Here is a 17,901-nt window from a genome sequence, read left to right as displayed (position 1 = left end):
GAAGACTCACTGGATCAAAGACAATAAGAAAAAAGGAAAGAAATGTTATCGGGGTGCGCTCGCCCTAAGCCATCAACGCGCTTGCTCGTGGGACGCGGTACACGCTACACACCACTGAACACCGGGTAACGCTCGGCGACGCGCCTCGGGCAAGGCCTCTCCGCATTCACGGCAACAGACCGCACTCTGCCCGCGGTATTGCGGTCGTGTTTTTAACCGCAACGCCAATAAAAAGGCGGCTTCCGCGTGTGCGACATCAATCTCATCGGCCATTATCATCTCCGGTTAACACACCAACCCGGCAGGGAATACCCGAAGGTACGCCAGCCAGAGAGGGTGTATTTGATGGGGTTATTCTGATTTATCGGGTTTACTCGCCCCTGGCGGGGTAATGTGCGGGCGCATGGTCACGCGCTTACCTTTACTCGGCTCCCCCGGTAAGATTTTTTGTGCCGCTTTCTCCGCCGCTAAGCCCGCCTCATGATCTTTTGCCGCACGCTCATGGGACTGTTGCAAGGTTTGACGCGTGGCAGACACGTCCGACTGCTGAGCCTGCACCCGTGCTTTGACTTCATCAATGCCCTGTTGCGCCGCTTGCTGCTGCGAGGAGACCGCTTGCGGTACATCACGGCGAATGTGTGCGTTGTCGGCCAGTTGGCCAATCAACTCAGCATCACGGTCATAGTTGCCGCGTACAACCCCTTCATAGGCACCGAGCGAATACCCTTGCCCGTCCCCCATCGCCTCAATCTTGGCGCGATTTTGCGCGTAATCTTGCTCAATTGCCGGCACCACCCGTTCGTGGATAAAGCGTTTTGCTAACTGCTCGCGTTCTTGCCCAATCGCCACGTCACTGGCGTTGGTCAACAAGGCCTCCGCACGCTCTGGGGCTTTTTCATGCACATACTGCACAAACTGCTGGTCATAGATGCTGTCCCATTGCGCGCTGTTATTCTGCGCATGGCTCGCCATCTCGCTGTACTCTTGACTCTTAGTGTGGCTGTTGCTGTATTGCTGGAACAGGTTATCCGCAATATTCAGCGTCGCCGCAAATTGATCCACATTGGAGTTGGCGTCATTGTCGTGCTGATTGGTGCCTCGGGATTGACTCCACCGCAACAAGTAATCGTGCCCCTCTTTAAAGTCCTTCGCCGCTTGGGCACTCTCATCTTGTCGATGCCCCTGTTGCCCCGTGCTGGACGATTGGGTGCCGTGAGACGACCCCGTTGAGCCGGACACATTGGCGTCAGCATAAGCATCTGTTCTCCAAATACCAGGTAAGCCAACCCCTACATTACCTTTTACCCCTGCCGTGGCAGTGCCACGGGTGGTTTTGTCCATCAGTTCAGAATAAGCCTGCTGCTTATTAATCCCTTTACTGCGCGCATAACTGCTCACCGCCGAGTCCATTTTCATGGCCGCGGCACTGGCTGAGGCGGTTTCGCCACTGTCCGACTGTTTCGACAAGGTGGTACTGTTCCCCCGCTGTTGAGAAAACTGCGACAGCTGATTAAAACTGCTGTTTACCGAATGTTGGTAACTTTGCAGGTAACTCGCCGCATCCGCTTCCGCGTGACGGGCTTGTTGTTGCAAGGTGCTACTGATAGCTTGCGATCCCCGAATAGACACCGGCAATTTCGACATGCCCTCCTGCACGTTGTGCACCACTTGCCCGTCTTGGGTACGTGTCGTGCTCGCGCCACTCGCCAGCTGACGGGTCATTTGCCCGTCGCGGAAACCGTAGTTGGTGTCCCACTTATTGCCGGTCACGTTATCGGTTTGCATGTTGTTAAACGACCACGTCCCGTCTGCCGCTTGCGACGAACTGGCGGTGGCTGAACTGTTAATGGCCGTACCGAGGTAGTTCCCTGCCTGCGCAATGGCCGGCCCTAATCCTCTGACTATCGCTACGGCAATAAACGGAATGGAAATCGACAACCAGCCCGCAATAAGACCAATGTCACTGTGGATTTGCTGGATAGTGGCTTGGTTCCCCAAGTTAAAATCCATGCCCCCCGTTTTCCGACTTAAATAGAAACTCGTGGCGTAGTTTAAAATGGCAAACATCGGCGCCCACGACTGCAAGTAAATAATCGACATGATGTAGTTAAACAACATCTTGCCCGTCAGCACATGAATGACGGCCAGCAAGATAAAGATGGGAAACAGCGCAATCACAAACGAAAACAAAATGGTGTTGAGCAGTGGCACAAACGAGGTCGCCACTTTGGAGGAGGTCGCCCAGCTCAGGCGCATTTTGTTGTACGACGAGGTGGACGACAGGTTGATTAAACTTGCCGTATCCCCACTTTGGGCACTGTAGGCACTGATACCGTGCTTTAACGCATTCATCACCACCGAATTGCGCATCAGCTGGCTCGCCGTCTTACTGCCTTTATAGTATACCCGATAGCTGTCACCGAGCATGGCACTGTAGAGCACATTCGCATCGGGTCGCCCCCCAAAAATCGACCGCACGGTGTAGTCCCACGTTTTGCCGTTCGGACTGGTATCAATGCCAATTTTCGGCATCAACACCTCTTTGGCGAGTTTTTCACAGGTCCAAAAGCCGGCGGGGGTCGCTTCCAAATTGCCTTGCGGCACCATCACGCCGCGAAGCGGGCTGGGATTTTTAAAAATCAAGGTATACGGGTCACGGGAGTTCATTAACTCTTGGAACGAATATTTGTGGTTAATCAAGATATCGCCAATGACGCAGTTTTTGGCGTACATCCCCATCAATTCCGCCAAATCCCCGTTCACGGTCATAATGTCACTCATGTTCCCCACCAAATCCGCCCCAAACAGCATCCCCGTTTTGCTGTAGCTCAGGGAATTGGGGGTATGAAACACCGTTTCATACAATTCGGTGAGGCTGGTGCCAATCGAGCTGATAAAGCGGGCGGGCACGGCAAGCCCCAATGGCACATTATCAATCGGATAAACCCCCGTGGGGTCTGTCCGGTCAATCACTTGCACCGTCCGTTTGGGCACCAACAACACACTGGAGATCAGGATAGAAACAGCGGCAAATTTGAGAATTTCTTTGGGGTCGTGACCGCGAATGTACACCACAAAAAAGGTCATCGCGGAAATCAAAAACACAATGCGAAACATCGAGTCCCACTCACTGGAGCCGATAATCGCGGCCACCCCCTGAAAGACGCGCTCCATGTATTCACCGCCCCCGAGCACATAGACGGTATCAATCGCGGCCATTACAGACTCCCCTTTTTATCCGGTTCAAACAAATTAAAGCGCGTATTTTGTTGAAAGCGCTCTTGCAATTGACTCGACGTTTGTTGGCGCAAATAGCTCATTTGTCGCTCCAGCTCCATCAACACATTCGATTTGACGTTCACTTGCTGCTGCAATTCCTCCAATTGGCGACTCGCCTCCGCCACATTTTGGCGCAGCACCTTCATCGGCTCTTCGGGGTAGTTACGACTGGCGAGGGCGATTTTGGCCTGATCAATCAACTCCGTCAGGTACTGCAATAAAATGTCATACGCAATGTAGTCCGACAGCGCGGGTAACAAGGAAACATTCAGGTTCAGTTGCATCGGGTCAACCAGATAACGCAAAATCGGAATAGAGGTACTCTGAATAAAGCCTTTTTCCGCTTCCGTTAAGGCCGTGTCCTCACGCAACTTGCTTTGAATTTGCGTGATCATGGTGTTCACCAAACTGTTCAAGCCGTTTTTCTCACTGATGGTGATGGTTTTGGTGCGCAGCTCTAAACAATTGACCGTCGAGACACACCCTTCAATCCTAATCGTGCCGCCGTACATCAACGCTTTGATCAACTCCTGTCGGTTGGCTTTCGGAATAGTGGTGGTGACTTTGTTGTCTTCGCCAAAAATCAAGGTGCCCGTGAGGTTCATGATCAGCTCTTTCAGCTCGGTATCGCCATCGAGCATCTTGTTTTTTTGCAACACTTCCCACATCAAATTTTTATTTTTGATCACCTGATCTTTCATGTTCTCCGGTGCGCGGTCATAGGCCTTATTCGCTTGCCCCCCGACCGTACAACCTTGTCGGGACGCCGCCCAGTCGGCAAACATATGGGTTTCACCGGCGATGTCCTGACAGATTTTTTGCGATTGCACCGTATTGGTGGGCCACAGTCCACCGATGATCCCTTGCGCCGCTTGGCACGAGGAGATGTTCATGCTGTTGACATCCGACGCCATTTTTTGCAGGAAATCTTTGGCTTGTTTGAGTTCCGGTACGGTGGTTTGCAGCGCCAAATCAAAAAAGTAACCGGCAGAGTTTTGCATCAGTTGTTTCACAAACTGCTGAAGCTGTTCACTGTCGATATACGAAAAGGATCCCAAATAGGCATCAATCCCCCCACAACCGGCGTTGAGTGACGGGGGCGTAAACGAGGCAATTTGCAGTTGTTTGACTTGGTTACGAATAAAGAAATTACCGCCCGTGGCATAACCGGCAGCTTGACCTTGCCAGGCACGGGCATCCGTGGCATTGCCATCAAACCCGAGCTTATTAAAGAAGTTATTCATGTCATTGTTGACGTTCGCCAGCGCACTGGACGAAGCCCCCATCAGCACGCTCAGCGCCAATGCGGGCAATAACCCAATGGATGACCGACGTGTGCCGTGTGGCCACGCCTTGTGCAATTGAGGCATAGTAAAAACCTTTAAAAAGGAGATAAATTAAACGGAAATGAGGTTTCCCATCAGAACCTCGAGCGCGGCGGAAAATGTTTTTCCGGCGTGAGTCGAGGTTGGCCAAGCGACGCGCGGCAGGCCGTTAGAATTTGCCAACGCCGATTAGCGAATGACACACCGCCGTGATGATGACACACTCAGCCTTGGGTGGCCGGCTTAAACGCCGACAACAGTGTGTCCCTGAGCGTGTGAAAGTCTTGCACTATTGTGGCTCGACGGTATCGATGCCAAGGCCGCGTTGACCAACAAAGATGCAATGAAAAGCACAGCTCATCGTGCCGATTAAACCAGCCTTCTATCATCCAGCCCCAGTTCAGTTGAGGTGAATCTGATTCGATATCCTCTCGCAGCAGCCGTTCCAGTAAAGCCGCTTGCGCGGGTGTGGCTCGAAATGCAACATAGGGCTTTTGATGATCAACAGGCCACCCATGCCCTTGGCAAGAGGCAATCGTCACCAAACCACATTGATTAAATGCCTCAACCAGCGGCGCAATCACGGGATCAATCATCGATTCATCTTGGTTTTTCATTACAATAGCCACGTGGAAATCACCTTAAAATCGTGGATCAATGATGCGCGAAGATACTGTGAATGCTTGCGATGAGGCCCTTCAGGGGACAATCGAAAACACAGTACCAATTCACAATTAAAATGCCCGGTAATATTCCATCCCCACCGCAATTGGGGACGAGTCGAAAGCGCATCTTGCCGTAATCGACTGAGGAACGGCCTTACCCGTGTCATCTCTGCTTGAAAAGCAATATACGGTTTGATGTCATGTACCGGCCAACCGTGCCCTTGACAGGAGGCATAAGTGATAAAACCCGCTTGATTAAACGCTGCCACTAAGGGCGCTATCTGCGGGTCAATCTCCGAATAATCCCGTTTTTTCATGGGGTACGCCTTTTCAGCCGCTGCATTTGATTGTGCAGATACCCCGCTTGCAGCAACGAGAATATCGCTACAGCTCCATGCCGGAGCGCCAACGCACAAAAACAATAGGGCACCACATACATAGCGATATTCAGGATATCTTTCACCCGCCATTGTGCTTCAGGAATGACCGCATCACCCGACCACATCCCGTTAAACAGTCCATGCAATAGCCACCATAAAAAAGCACCGGCGATAAGGTAACTGAGGCCATTCAGGACACTGCTGTCGACACGATGCCACTCGCGCTCACACGCGCGAGCGAGTTCCACTGTCTCCGCTGGCGTTTCTGACGACGCTGGTACGGTGTTATCGTCATGCCATTGTGCCAACTCGCGTGAATGATTTGGCTTGCTCATCAGTGATCTCCTTGAAACATGTCATGACTCAGGAAATCAGACAATGTGATATCGCCACTTTGGATGCCTGACACAAACTTGACCGCCCTCGGCTCGCCTTCTTGAGCCGCGCGCCGAATGAGGGATAACGACAATGCCTTATTGGTTGCGTACACCAACTGGGCTTTGAGCATCATGGCCTGAGCATTCCCCTCAACCACTAAGGCATCCAAGGTCGCCTCGGTGTGTGCATCGGGATAATATTCAGCCAGCCAGAGTCGCGCGGGCACTTTGCCTTGCTCAGCCAAGCGCATCATCTGCGGCTTCATCATGTCGTGAGTGAATTGCGCCTCGGCCTGTTCAATTTTGGGCAAAAATACCTGCTGTGAGAAAAGCGCGATACCCAATACGACGAACATCAAGATAACTATCATGACCTTAAATCGTCGCGCTTCTTTCGCTTTGAGGGGGTTATCCATCACAATAATGGCGGGGAGATGCGCAAAATTCATCTCCGTATTGCACGGTGTCTTCATAGTCTGACTCCAAAGCGTAAATTGAGAAAAATCGGGCGCACATCAATGATGTGCACCAACATGATAGTTATTCAATAAAAAATAGGGACATCAAAATACCGCGATAATCTTATCGCGGTATGAGTAATAGTGAGTAATAACAAGCGGATAAAAAAGGCTTAGTCCCTGATTAGGATCTCAAGTATTGAGCGTAAGAGAAGTTCACGTATCCGATTAATTAACGATCTTCTCGGGTATGCCATAGCCGTAAAACATACAACGTCGTATCAATAATTTCATACCGCAGTTCATAATCCATCACAAAAACACGCCGTACTTCGTGTGGTGTAAATTGAAAGAGTTGCTCTCCAATTCGAGGGTTTTTTACCAACAATGACTCGGGAAATTGGGTCAATGTTTGCACAACCCGTGCGGCAGCGACGGGATGGGTCTGTGCGAGGAAATCATAAACCCGAGAGAGATCAGATAACGCCTTGCTGGTCCATTGTAATTTCATCAACGCGGTACCGGTAATGGCTGCTCAGAACTCAAACTTTCTGCCCAGGCTCGTACGGCTTGGTGATCAATCACCTGACCGCACTCAACATCGACTAAGGCTTCGCGTGTCAACCTGTCTCGGATTTCTTCTTGCGCTATCCATGATGACAATGCTTGCTTCATAACCCAGCCTCGTGAACGTTCGAGACGCGCTGCAATTTCATCCACTTTATCCGCCATCGCCAATGGCACATGTGCCGTTAATACCTTCGTCGCATTGTGCTCTGGACTGTTTTTCATAAATTCACCTCATCAACAATCTTTATGATTTAATTTTAATCATAGTGATTATTTAAAAATCATTCAAGAAATGGCTCTAATGCTAAAATATGAGGCTATTGTTTGAACTCGCGCTCGACCTTTCGTCGAGTGATCCACCCAATCCGAAAAATGAAAAATAAAAACGTGAGATTCAACACGGATAAGCGCAACACCATTTTAGGTGAAAAATCGGGACAGAACCCGATGTGAGCCAAGGCATACACACGAGACTCGTTTTTTCGGGTTGTGTACCACAGCGCCCAGTCCGCATCAAAACTTAAATACAGCCGTCTAATAAACATCATTCACCTCATTCTTTACCTTGCTGACGTTTCATTATTGCGCGGCATAACGTGACTACTCCGCGCAATATCACTAACACCACATCCATCAGCGCGATAATAAACATCAACGTCGGCACCACAAACATCGCCACAAAACACGCTTTTTGCGTCCAAGACGGCGTATCACTGGCGGTGATATCCTGCCAAAGCCACTGATTAAGTGCGGCAAGCCCTGCCAAACTGACCAACGACAGGAAGAGGAAGGTAAAAAATCGCCACTCTTTTGAAAAACAACGCCGTAAAATCAGCACTTACTTGCCCCCTGCCGTGATGGCGATAAGGTTGCTGTTGATGCGGTTTAAAACATCCTGCATGGACGTCATCCCTTGCAGTAACGGGTAAGTCCGCAACGTATTGACCTCCACCAAAAACACCGTCGGGGTCATCACCGGCATGCCGTTGCCAAAAAAGGTTTGCACCACCGATTGCGGGGCAGGTGCGGCATTCGGAAATGCCGCATCCCCTTGCCCATCCAAGGTGTAAGCAAACACACTGAGCCCCGTTTGTTTCGACAACTCGGCCAATTGCGGATCAAATTGCTGACAATACGGGCAATGGGCCTGCATAAACAGCACCAAGGTATAATCATTCAGATTGATCACTGTGCCATTCGGCAACGTGTAGGGCTTCGCGGGTTTGACCTTCGGTGGCGGTGTATCAGTCTCGGGTTTTGAAAACACCGTCGTGGAGGCCGGTTTCCCTTGCCCTTTTTGCGCTTCCAGTGCGGCAATCTCATCCAGTACCGACCCGGAACTGCTGATGGCCACCAACCCGAGGACGAAAAAAAGGTGACGGTATTTCATGGGTGTTTATCCTTGTGTGAGGGCGATTGAAAGCCTTGCCAAGCACGCACTGCCGCATACAAAAAACCGGCTAACGAGATGGCCACTGCAAGTGCAAAGATAAACACCGTGCCAATGTCTTGGGTCAGTTCCAATATCAACAGCCAATCTTCCGTTAATTGGTGTTTGCGATAGGTGATGAGGACGTGTAACAGCCCCCAAAAGATCACCGCCGCCACCATCAAGGCCATGCCTAAATAAAGCAGCGCATTTTCAATCAGCTGCCCTTTGAATGTTTTTTCCATGAGGTTTATCTTCCTTCAAGGGGGTATAAATCAGATCGCCCTCATTGGCACGAACCGTATGCAGGTGAAATCGTTCAATCAGAGAACGGATAAAATGAAAGATATCAACGCTATCCACCAATTCGACCTGCTTATGATGGATCGCCCAATCTTCCTCGCTGATGGGGGGAAATACCGTCGGACCTAGCCCACTTTGCACCGTCAGCACAAAACGCCGCTCGTCATGATCAATCAGTAACTCGTGTATGTCATTGTCGGCCCGGTAGCTTGACCAAATCAGTCGCTTAACCACGGGAAAATGGCGCTGGATATCGGCCATTATCGGTGTAAGGGCTTTCGCTTCCTCAATCCAGCCACTCGGTCCCACACGAAACAACCGAGACTGACGAATTTTTTGCTGTTTTTTCATCGCAACACACCTCAATAATTGGGGGTAAAATCCGTGGAAATGTCTAAAAAGCGCCGCCCCAACGCATCTTGGGTCATAAACCCGTAAGCCAGCGGTTGGTATTGTTCCGTTTTAGGATCAACCAAGTACAAGGCCGGAAAGTGCGTAATGCCCATTTTGGCCACTTGCCCATTATCCGGTCGCGTATCCGGCAACACTTGACTGCGCGTACCATCCACCGACACCGGAATGAGGGCAATGCCATGCTGCTCAGCAAACTGCGCCACCACACTCGCCATCTGGTTATCCATCGGGTCAGCCCCGCGATAGAAGTAAAACAAGCCGTATTGACTCGACAACCGGTCAATGGCCTGCGCCTCGCTTTGCCGCGTTTTCGCCAGTTGCAACGGCACGGTACTGTTGTAATGACTGTGCAGCAGGTTGTAATCGAGGCTGGGTTGCTGAAGGAGCGCTTTTTGCACTGATCGCTCAAACAATCCCGATTGATTGAGCCAGAAACTTTGCAGCGCCATAAATTTGGCGGCGTTCTCCGGTGACGGTTGCATAATCGCGGTGTCCAGTGCTTCTTGCGTCAAGGCTTGCATCACCTTTTTTTGTAACGCGGCCGGCAGTGAGGCGACAGGGATTTGCGTCTCTGCCGTCAGTTCGTCCTCCTCCGGCGTCACCGGCTCGTTATACCAATGCCAACCCACTATCGGTTCATCCACATAGGTGGGGGTTTGCGGGGGCTCTGCCGCCCCCACCGTCAGTGAGGTTGTGGCCATCAAGAGGCCAAGCGGTAAATACCGTAATCCGCGTTTATCTTGTCTCAACACTCAATGTCCTCCCTGCCCTTGCAGGCTGTTGGCTATCTGTTCTTGGACGCGGTCAATCAGTTCTTGGTCTGCGGGAATATCGGTGCCGGCCTCCAAATCAGCGTAGAAATCCGCAAAATTCAACCGGTCAAACTCTATCGCTTGCAGTTCATCAATGGTAATGCCGCGACAATCACTGTGTTTGGCACTGCCAAACCCGATACCGAGCTGCCAACCTCGCCCTTGCTCTTGCACAATTTTGGCCAGCTTACTGTCAAACACACAGTAAGCCTCTTTTTTCTGCAAACAGACGCCCAGCACTTTGTTGGAACAATACGAACCGACATACACACTCAACTTGCGCTGCTTGGCTTTACCGAGGGCTTTTTCTTCACTGTCACAGTGGGCCAGCCCCACATCGTTACCCCAGCCGCCATTTTTACAGCAATCACTAAAACCCGCCGTGGCTTTGCGACACGTTTGCCGCTGTCCGGTAAATGCGGTGACATTCACGTCGTTCAGCTCCGCCACATCTTCGCCCGCCGCCGCCACCGCCGCTAACGCCGACACCGCTTTTTGGAAGCTATCCGCCTTGTCATTTTTGATTTGGTCACACTCGCCACTGGCACAAATCAGCTCGACCCCGCACATTTTACCGGTGCCACTGAGGCCTTTTTCACAGGAAAACACCGCCTGCTCACGCACACAGGTACTGCCGACGGCATCGGTACAGGGGGGTTCGCGCCCATTTCATCGAAAAGTCCAAAGTTTGCTCCTAGCCCTGTAATATCAAGGGCTACAGACAGTGTGTTATACGACAGTATTAACACTTGATACTATTACATTGAAAAATTAAAGATTCTAATTTCCTCAGTAAGGAATTATCAATAAATAAAGATAGCGTTCGTTTAGATAATTCATAGGTCAACATATATGTTTTGACGAATATATTTCCTTGGTATATCTTATACACATTAAATATGGGAGAAAGTATGGAACCACTACTGCTGTTTAAAATTTTAGCCGACCAAACCAGACTGGATATCGTGCTACTGCTAAAAGTATCAGGTGAACTGTGTGTTTGCGATATTTATACGACCTTAAATTTATCGCAACCAAAGACTTCTCGGCACCTAGCAATGCTAAGAGAATCAGGTCTTTTGCTCGATTCAAAGCATGGCAAATGGGTTCATTATCGATTATCTCCGGCATTACTACCTTGGGTGAAAAGTATCATTGATGTCACCTATGCCACAGAGAAAAACAGAGTTGCAGATTTGCTTAAGAGTCTAGAGACAAAAGAACCTGTGAGTCGCTGTTCTATATAAAAATTTTTAAGTTTACGTATTCGAAAAAACACATATAAGGTTGAGCTATGAAAAAACTAGAAGTATTTGATCCCGCATTATGCTGTAGCACTGGCGTTTGTGGAACCGAAGTCGATCAAACATTAGTAGACTTCGCAACAGATGCGGATTGGTTAAAAAAACAAGGCGTGAATGTAACGCGTTTTAATTTAGCGCAAGAGCCTATGGCTTTTGTTAACAACACAAAAGCGAAATCATTTCTGGAAACCGCAGGTGCCGAGTCACTTCCGCTATTGATTCTGGATGGCGAGATTGTGCTGACCGGTCGATATCCAAAACGACATGAGCTAGCCAGATGGTTTGGTATTCGCCTGAATATTGAAAAAGCCGAAATGGTTAAATCGTGTTGTGGTAATGGTAAAACGTGTTGTTAACAGGAGCAATAAAATGAAATTTTTAGATAACACACCTAATTATTTATTTTTTACTGGAAAAGGTGGTGTGGGAAAAACCTCTATTTCCTGTGCTACCGCAATTAAGTTGGCTGAAAAAGGGAAAAAAGTCTTACTGGTGAGCACTGATCCAGCTTCTAATGTTGGGCAAGTATTCTCTCAATCGATAGGCAACAATATTAAGCCAATAACATGGGTTCCAAATCTATTTGCTATTGAAATAGATCCTCAAGCCGCAGCCGAAGAATATCGAAACAAAATTATTAATCCAATCAAAGAAAGTTTACCTGAAGCGGTAATTCAAAGTATTACGGAACAGCTATCAGGCGCCTGTACTACAGAGATTGCAGCTTTCGATGAATTTACTGGGTTATTAACCAATACCGAAATTACAGAGCAATTTGACCATATCATTTTTGATACCGCACCAACGGGGCATACCATCCGTTTATTACAACTCCCGAGTGCATGGAGTGATTTTATTAGTGACAATCCTGATGGTGCGTCATGTTTAGGGCCAATGTCTGGTCTTGATAAACAACGTGAACAGTACAGCATGGCGGTGGAAGCATTGAGTGATAAATCACTAACAAGGTTAGTCTTGGTTGCACGACCTCAATCAGCCGCATTGAGAGAGGTTGCGAGAACCTATAGCGAGTTGTCATCTCTGGGTATCAAAAATCAGCAATTGATTGTCAATGGTGTTTTCCCTGAAACGGCGGTGACTGAAAATGATAAGTTATCCCATGAGCTCTACTCTCGTGAACAAGCGGCATTAGCGTCTATGCCTGATGTCCTACGCTCGTTACCTGTCGATATTCTTTATTTACAAAATATCAATATGGTGGGTGTCGATGCACTGAAGCAGTTGTTATCTAATGACATGCCACAAGTTCCAACTATTACCCCGACAAAACAACCTATTTCTTTACCTACCTTGTCAGAACTGGTTGGCGAAATATCTCAGCAACAGCATGGGCTGATTATGTTAATGGGAAAAGGTGGTGTAGGGAAAACAACGATTGCGGCCTCAATCGCAGTTAAATTGGCAGAAAAAGGGCTTGATGTACATCTGACCACATCTGATCCAGCTGCGCATATCGAATCAACCCTCGATGGTGTTTTACCCAACCTTCAAGTGAGCCGAATTGACCCTATCGCTGAAACAGAACGTTATCGTCATTATGTCTTAGAAACAAAAGGGAAAGATTTAGATGCCGAGGGGCGTGCATTACTTGAGGAAGATTTACGCTCTCCATGCACAGAAGAAATTGCGGTATTTCAGGCTTTTTCTCGCATCATTAGAGACGCGGGTAAACGTTTTGTCGTCATGGATACTGCACCGACCGGGCATACATTATTACTTCTGGATGCAACAGGGGCATACCATAAAGAAATTGCTAAAAAAATGGGCGAAAAAGGCCACTATTTAACGCCGATGATGCAATTACAAGATCCTGAACGTACTAAAGTTATTATTACGACTCTCGCTGAAACTACGCCTGTGCTTGAGGCGGTGAACTTACAAAATGATTTAATACGGGCAGATATACATCCGTGGGCGTGGGTGATCAATAACAGTCTATCTATCACGGAAACAACCTCACCATTGTTACTTTCAAGAGCAGAGCAGGAAATCGTTCAGATTGAAAAGGTGACATCAACATTGGCAAAACGTGTTGCTATTGTTCCTTTGCTTGAAAGAGAGCCTGTGGGGATATCTGCATTAAGTCAGCTCGCAGAATAAGTTTTATTTTCTAAAAATAAAAGGTGCACAAAAGCACCTTTTAAACGAGGTTGTTATGTTTATTGCCGCATTCATTTTTATTTTAACGATCACCTTTGTTATTTGGCAGCCCAAAGGACTGGGTATTGGCTGGAGTGCTACGGCAGGGGCGGTATTGGCACTGCTCTTTGGTGTGATCAGTTTTCAAGACATCCCGATTGTTTGGAACATTGTTTGGAATGCCACGGCGACATTTGTTGCCGTCATTATCATTAGCCTACTTTTAGATGAAAGTGGTTTCTTTGAATGGGCGGCATTACATGTTGCCAAATGGGGCGGGGGTAAAGGAAGGCTGTTATTCAGTTATATTGTGTTACTTGGTGCAACGGTGGCGGCTTTATTTGCTAATGATGGCGCGGCATTGATATTAACGCCCATTGTGATTGCGATGTTATTGGCACTTGGTTTCAACAAAGGCACAACATTAGCATTTATCATGGCTGCTGGGTTTATTGCAGATACGGCGAGCTTGCCGCTGATTGTTTCGAACCTCGTGAATATCGTTTCTGCGGACTTCTTTAATATTGGATTTACGGAATATGCCTCGATTATGGTGCCAGTGGATATTGCGGCGATTATCGCAACGCTCGTGATGCTGCATTGGTTTTTCCGTAAAGAGATTCCTAAGCAATATGATATTACTAAATTGATTGAGCCAGCTTTAGCTATTAAGGACATGGCAACGTTTAAAACAGGTTGGCTGGTATTGGTACTATTGCTCATCGGATTCTTTGTCTTAGAACCATTAGGTATCCCTGTTAGCGCTATTGCTGCAATTGGCGCCTTAATTCTTTGGGTGATTGCAGCCAGAGGCCATACGATTAATACCAAAAAAGTGTTACGTGGCGCCCCGTGGCAAATCGTCATTTTTTCTTTAGGTATGTATTTGGTTGTTTATGGTTTAAGAAATGCAGGGTTAACCGATTATCTTTCTGAAACGCTCAATTACCTTGCAGACAAAGGGTTATGGGCAGCTACTCTAGGCACTGGATTTATTACCGCATTTTTATCATCCATAATGAATAACATGCCAACGGTATTAATTGGTGCGCTATCTATTGAAGGGAGTGATGCGACAGAGTTAATCCAACAGGCGATGGTTTATGCCAATGTGATTGGTGCCGATTTAGGGCCAAAAATTACACCAATTGGCAGCTTGGCAACATTGTTATGGTTGCATGTTTTATCACAAAAGAACATGACCATTACATGGGGATATTATTTTAAAACGGGGATCATCATGACACTCCCTGTGCTCATTGTCACTCTCGTTGCTTTAGTGCTTCGACTTTCACTGTTAAATTAAGGCTAACCGAATGAATGAAATTACCATTTATCACAATCCAAATTGTGGCACTTCACGCAATACGCTTGCTATGATCCGCAATAGTGGTGTTGAGCCAACGATTATTTATTACCTGGAAACACCGCCGTCTAAGGATATGTTAGTACAACTTATTGCCGATATGAAAATCACGGTAAGGGCGTTATTACGAAAAAATGTTGAGCCTTATGAGCAATTAAACTTAGAAAAAGATATTTATACCGATGACCAACTCATTGATTTTATGTTGCGGTACCCAATACTGATTAATAGACCGATTGTTGTTACACCAGTAGGAACTAAGCTTTGCCGACCTTCAGAAGTCGTTTTGGATATATTACCTCATTCGCAACAACGAGAATTTATCAAAGAAGATGGCGAGGTTATTGTTGATAAACAAGGCATCAGAGTAAAGTAAATCACTGACGATATTTATCATGATGAGCATACCGATGCAGGGCATCAGTATGCTCATGTCAATCCGGTACTTGCTTAAGGTCGTTGATATTGGTATTTTAAAAAAAACATACAATTCATAGGAACAGCTGATCATATTATGCGCCTTACGCCACCCTGAGATACCTCCTTCCTTTTAGGTTGATACTAAATCAGCCAATTTCCATATCCCTTCTTTGGGATAATTTCGTTTATTTAAAATATGCTCTCCCATCTTGGGATTGATAGATTACAAGGTAGTCTAATATGCTTTTGTCCTCCTCTCGTCAGGACTGGCTGGGTAACATCCGTGGGGATGTCCTCGCCGGTATTGTTGTTGCTTTAGCGTTAATTCCTGAAGCAATCGCTTTTTCAATTATTGCCGGCGTCGACCCTAAAGTAGGGTTATACGCAGCATTTTCTATTTCAGTGATTATTGCTGTTATTGGGGGACGCCCCGGTATGATTTCCTCCGCAACGGGAGCAATGGCACTTTTAATGGTCGTTCTTGTGAAAGAACATGGCCTTCAGTATCTATTAGCCGCGACGGTTTTAACCGGGATATTTCAAGTTATCGCAGGATATTTAAAGCTCGGTAATTTAATGCGGTTTGTTTCACGCTCTGTCGTAACAGGGTTTGTTAATGCGTTAGCTATCTTGATTTTTTTAGCCCAACTTCCTGAGTTAACCCATGTGAGTTGGCATGTTTATGCGATGACCGCGGCAGGCTTAGGGATTATCTATCTGTTTCCATTAATCAATAAGACCATTCCTTCACCATTAGTGTGTATCGTTGTATTAACGGTCATTTCAATAGGCCTTGGCCTTGATATCCGCACCGTCGGGGATATGGGGGCTTTACCTGATAGCTTACCTATTTTCCTTTTACCCGATGTGCCAATAAACGTAGAAACACTCATTATCATACTACCTTATTCGCTCGCTCTTGCGGTTGTTGGGTTACTTGAGTCGATGATGACCGCAACGATTGTGGATGATTTGACCGATACAACCAGTGATAAAAATAGAGAATGTAAAGGGCAAGGTATTGCCAATATTGCCACCGCTTTTATTGGCGGGATGGCAGGATGTGCCATGATAGGTCAATCCATCATCAATATTAAATCGGGTGGTCGAGGTCGATTATCGACACTGGTTGCAGGCGTTGTTTTATTGCTAATGGTGGTTTTTCTTAATGATTGGGTATCAAAAATTCCAATGGCTGCCTTAGTTGCTGTGATGATTATGGTATCAATTGGGACCTTTTCTTGGCAATCCCTTGCTGATATACGAGTTCATCCGCTATCAACCAGCGTTGTTATGATAGCCACAGTAATTGTTGTCGTTTGGACCCATAATCTGGCTTATGGGGTACTTGTCGGAGTGCTCATTGCAGCGCTTAATTTTGCCAATAAAGTGGCGAGATACATGACAGTTACATCAACGCTAGATAAAAAAGTGCGCCATTATGGAGTTCGGGGGCAAATTTTCTTTGCCACATCAGAACGCTTTGTTAATGCCTTTGATTTTAAAGAAGACATTGATAAAGCGATTATCGATGTGAATCAAGCTCATTTTTGGGATATCACCTCAGTCAGTGCGTTAGATAAAGTGGTGATTAAGTTTAGACGTGAAGGGATTGATGTTGAAATTAAGGGGATGAATGAAGCCACCGCAACGTTGGTTGATAAATTTGGTATTCATGACGATCCGAAAAAAATTGAAAAATTCATGGGAGGTCATTAATTATGGCAGCAGATATCATTCAAAAAAATTGCGTAATTGGGTGTATTGACCGTTCGTCCTCGGCAATTGCTGTATGTCACGCCAGTGCTTGGATAGCTCAAACACTCGACCTACCACTGACACTGTTACACATGAATGAAAAAATCTCGACATCAGCACACCATGATTTAAGTGGGATCATCGGATTTGATACCCGAGAAACTTTATTGAATGAACTCGTGGATATTGAGGAAAAGCGAGCGCGTTTAACCCGTGAGGAAGGCCGACAATTATTGATGAGTGCAAAAAAAATCACTCAAGATTTAGGTCTTCATGATGTTAATACACTTCAGCGACAAGGAACGTTAGCCGAAATGCTAAATCAAGAAGATACGCATATTGTTGTACTTGGTCGTCGAGGCGAGCAATCTGAATTAACGGGCCATATTGGCCGTCAACTCGAAGGCATTATTCGACTTCAAAAAAACTCAGTGCTTATCTGTAAGCGAAACTTTACCCCACCGAAAAAGATAATGATTGCATTTGATGGCAGTGAGGAAGGTGAACGAGTCATTCATCGGTTAACACAAGTGAAATTATTAGCTGGTAGTGATTGCTATCTGGTGATGTACGGTAACCAAGACTGTCAGCTCAAAAAAGCACAAAACCAACTTCATCAAGCCGGTATTCAGGTGAAAGTCAATTTACTTGAGGGTGACAATAGCATCGTTGATGAGTTGTGTAACTTTGCAGTACAACACCATATTGATTTGATCATCATGGGGGCTTTTGGTCATTCGCGATTGAGGCAATTTCTTACCGGAAGTCATACGACAGAGATAATACATAAAACGCCCGTGTCATTACTCATCATTCGTTAGTCTTTTCGTCTATAGTCATTATTACCAAGAGAGGTGACTCGCTTTCGTCACCTCTCTATC

Annotated in this window: 21 protein-coding genes and 1 pseudogene; 7 read left to right on the top strand and 15 right to left on the bottom strand. The window is 47.0% G+C overall.

The annotated features are described in order from the left end of the window. Positions 1-72 precede the first annotated feature (72 nt). The 15 genes and pseudogenes from ACLPIE_RS20115 to ACLPIE_RS20045 all read right to left on the bottom strand — a co-directional run. Positions 73-273, bottom strand: a complete 201-nt coding sequence (locus ACLPIE_RS20115; protein ID WP_070929082.1) for a TraR/DksA C4-type zinc finger protein — start codon at positions 271-273, stop codon at positions 73-75. A 78-nt stretch (positions 274-351) separates the two neighbouring features. After that, positions 352-3,219 (bottom strand): conjugal transfer mating-pair stabilization protein TraG, encoded by a 2,868-nt coding sequence (gene traG / locus ACLPIE_RS20110; protein WP_430263480.1) that lies wholly within the window; start codon positions 3,217-3,219, stop codon positions 352-354. Continuing rightward, positions 3,219-4,649 carry a conjugal transfer pilus assembly protein TraH gene (gene traH / locus ACLPIE_RS20105; protein ID WP_349490387.1) on the bottom strand — a complete coding sequence of 477 codons (1,431 nt, stop codon included), beginning with the start codon at positions 4,647-4,649 and terminating at the stop codon, positions 3,219-3,221. The genes traG and traH overlap by 1 nt, the downstream gene beginning before the upstream one ends. A gap of 179 nt (positions 4,650-4,828) precedes the next feature. Then, positions 4,829-5,233, bottom strand: a complete 405-nt coding sequence (locus tag ACLPIE_RS20100; protein ID WP_430263479.1) for a hypothetical protein — start codon at positions 5,231-5,233, stop codon at positions 4,829-4,831. Then, positions 5,221-5,586: a hypothetical protein gene (locus ACLPIE_RS20095; protein WP_430263478.1), complete on the bottom strand. Its 366-nt coding sequence runs from the start codon at positions 5,584-5,586 to the stop codon at positions 5,221-5,223. Before ACLPIE_RS20095 ends, ACLPIE_RS20100 begins: the two co-directional genes overlap by 13 nt. Then, positions 5,583-5,984 (bottom strand): hypothetical protein, encoded by a 402-nt coding sequence (locus ACLPIE_RS20090; protein ID WP_430263477.1) that lies wholly within the window; start codon positions 5,982-5,984, stop codon positions 5,583-5,585. Before ACLPIE_RS20090 ends, ACLPIE_RS20095 begins: the two co-directional genes overlap by 4 nt. Beyond that, positions 5,984-6,499, bottom strand: a complete 516-nt coding sequence (locus tag ACLPIE_RS20085) for a hypothetical protein (RefSeq protein ID WP_430263476.1) — start codon at positions 6,497-6,499, stop codon at positions 5,984-5,986. Before ACLPIE_RS20085 ends, ACLPIE_RS20090 begins: the two co-directional genes overlap by 1 nt. A 217-nt stretch (positions 6,500-6,716) precedes the next feature. Continuing rightward, complete coding sequence (locus ACLPIE_RS20080; protein WP_070929320.1) at positions 6,717-6,995, bottom strand: type II toxin-antitoxin system RelE/ParE family toxin; 279 nt, start codon at positions 6,993-6,995, stop codon at positions 6,717-6,719. Beyond that, positions 6,995-7,276 carry a CopG family ribbon-helix-helix protein gene (locus ACLPIE_RS20075; protein WP_070929319.1) on the bottom strand — a complete coding sequence of 94 codons (282 nt, stop codon included), beginning with the start codon at positions 7,274-7,276 and terminating at the stop codon, positions 6,995-6,997. The genes ACLPIE_RS20080 and ACLPIE_RS20075 overlap by 1 nt, the downstream gene beginning before the upstream one ends. A gap of 331 nt (positions 7,277-7,607) precedes the next feature. Continuing rightward, complete coding sequence (locus tag ACLPIE_RS20070) at positions 7,608-7,892, bottom strand: hypothetical protein (RefSeq protein WP_430263475.1); 285 nt, start codon at positions 7,890-7,892, stop codon at positions 7,608-7,610. Then, the gene (gene trbB / locus ACLPIE_RS20065) at positions 7,893-8,444 is read right to left on the bottom strand and encodes a type-F conjugative transfer system pilin assembly thiol-disulfide isomerase TrbB (RefSeq protein ID WP_430263474.1); all 552 of its coding nucleotides are present in this window, start codon (positions 8,442-8,444) and stop codon (positions 7,893-7,895) included. Continuing rightward, entirely contained in the window at positions 8,441-8,728 is a 288-nt protein-coding gene (locus ACLPIE_RS20060) for a hypothetical protein (protein ID WP_140187524.1), read from the bottom strand. The genes trbB and ACLPIE_RS20060 overlap by 4 nt, the downstream gene beginning before the upstream one ends. Further along, positions 8,697-9,137 (bottom strand): hypothetical protein, encoded by a 441-nt coding sequence (locus ACLPIE_RS20055; RefSeq protein WP_430263473.1) that lies wholly within the window; start codon positions 9,135-9,137, stop codon positions 8,697-8,699. Before ACLPIE_RS20055 ends, ACLPIE_RS20060 begins: the two co-directional genes overlap by 32 nt. Positions 9,138-9,148: 11 nt before the next feature. Next, the gene (traF, locus tag ACLPIE_RS20050; RefSeq protein WP_430263472.1) at positions 9,149-9,952 is read right to left on the bottom strand and encodes a type-F conjugative transfer system pilin assembly protein TraF; all 804 of its coding nucleotides are present in this window, start codon (positions 9,950-9,952) and stop codon (positions 9,149-9,151) included. Beyond that, positions 9,953-10,663, bottom strand: a pseudogene (locus tag ACLPIE_RS20045) (conjugal transfer protein TraN); the annotation flags it as partial. It abuts the gene before it with no gap. Between the two features lie 260 nt (positions 10,664-10,923). Here ACLPIE_RS20045 and ACLPIE_RS20040 point away from each other — a divergent pair. The 7 genes from ACLPIE_RS20040 (at position 10,924) to ACLPIE_RS20010 (ending at position 17,841) form a co-directional block, all read left to right on the top strand. Continuing rightward, a complete protein-coding gene (locus tag ACLPIE_RS20040; protein ID WP_144138797.1) occupies positions 10,924-11,259 on the top strand; it encodes a metalloregulator ArsR/SmtB family transcription factor in 336 nt (111 codons plus the stop codon). Between the two features lie 47 nt (positions 11,260-11,306). Beyond that, positions 11,307-11,672 (top strand): arsenite efflux transporter metallochaperone ArsD, encoded by a 366-nt coding sequence (gene arsD, locus ACLPIE_RS20035; RefSeq protein ID WP_144138795.1) that lies wholly within the window; start codon positions 11,307-11,309, stop codon positions 11,670-11,672. Positions 11,673-11,685: 13 nt separating this feature from the next. Beyond that, the gene (gene arsA, locus ACLPIE_RS20030) at positions 11,686-13,437 is read left to right on the top strand and encodes an arsenical pump-driving ATPase (RefSeq protein ID WP_144138792.1); all 1,752 of its coding nucleotides are present in this window, start codon (positions 11,686-11,688) and stop codon (positions 13,435-13,437) included. 55 nt (positions 13,438-13,492) lie between these two features. Beyond that, positions 13,493-14,782 carry an arsenic transporter gene (locus tag ACLPIE_RS20025; protein WP_144139498.1) on the top strand — a complete coding sequence of 430 codons (1,290 nt, stop codon included), beginning with the start codon at positions 13,493-13,495 and terminating at the stop codon, positions 14,780-14,782. Positions 14,783-14,792: 10 nt separating this feature from the next. Continuing rightward, entirely contained in the window at positions 14,793-15,218 is a 426-nt protein-coding gene (gene arsC, locus ACLPIE_RS20020) for a glutaredoxin-dependent arsenate reductase (RefSeq protein WP_144139461.1), read from the top strand. Positions 15,219-15,502: 284 nt separating this feature from the next. Then, positions 15,503-16,981: a SulP family inorganic anion transporter gene (locus ACLPIE_RS20015; RefSeq protein WP_192876244.1), complete on the top strand. Its 1,479-nt coding sequence runs from the start codon at positions 15,503-15,505 to the stop codon at positions 16,979-16,981. Between the two features lie 2 nt (positions 16,982-16,983). Next, positions 16,984-17,841, top strand: a complete 858-nt coding sequence (locus tag ACLPIE_RS20010) for a universal stress protein (protein WP_144139455.1) — start codon at positions 16,984-16,986, stop codon at positions 17,839-17,841. Positions 17,842-17,901 lie beyond the last annotated feature (60 nt).

Origin of the sequence: Providencia sp. Me31A (assembly GCF_050487165.1) — a bacterium.
In the GTDB taxonomy this organism is placed as follows: domain Bacteria; phylum Pseudomonadota; class Gammaproteobacteria; order Enterobacterales; family Enterobacteriaceae; genus Providencia.
This window is presented reverse-complemented; position numbering and strand designations above follow the sequence as displayed.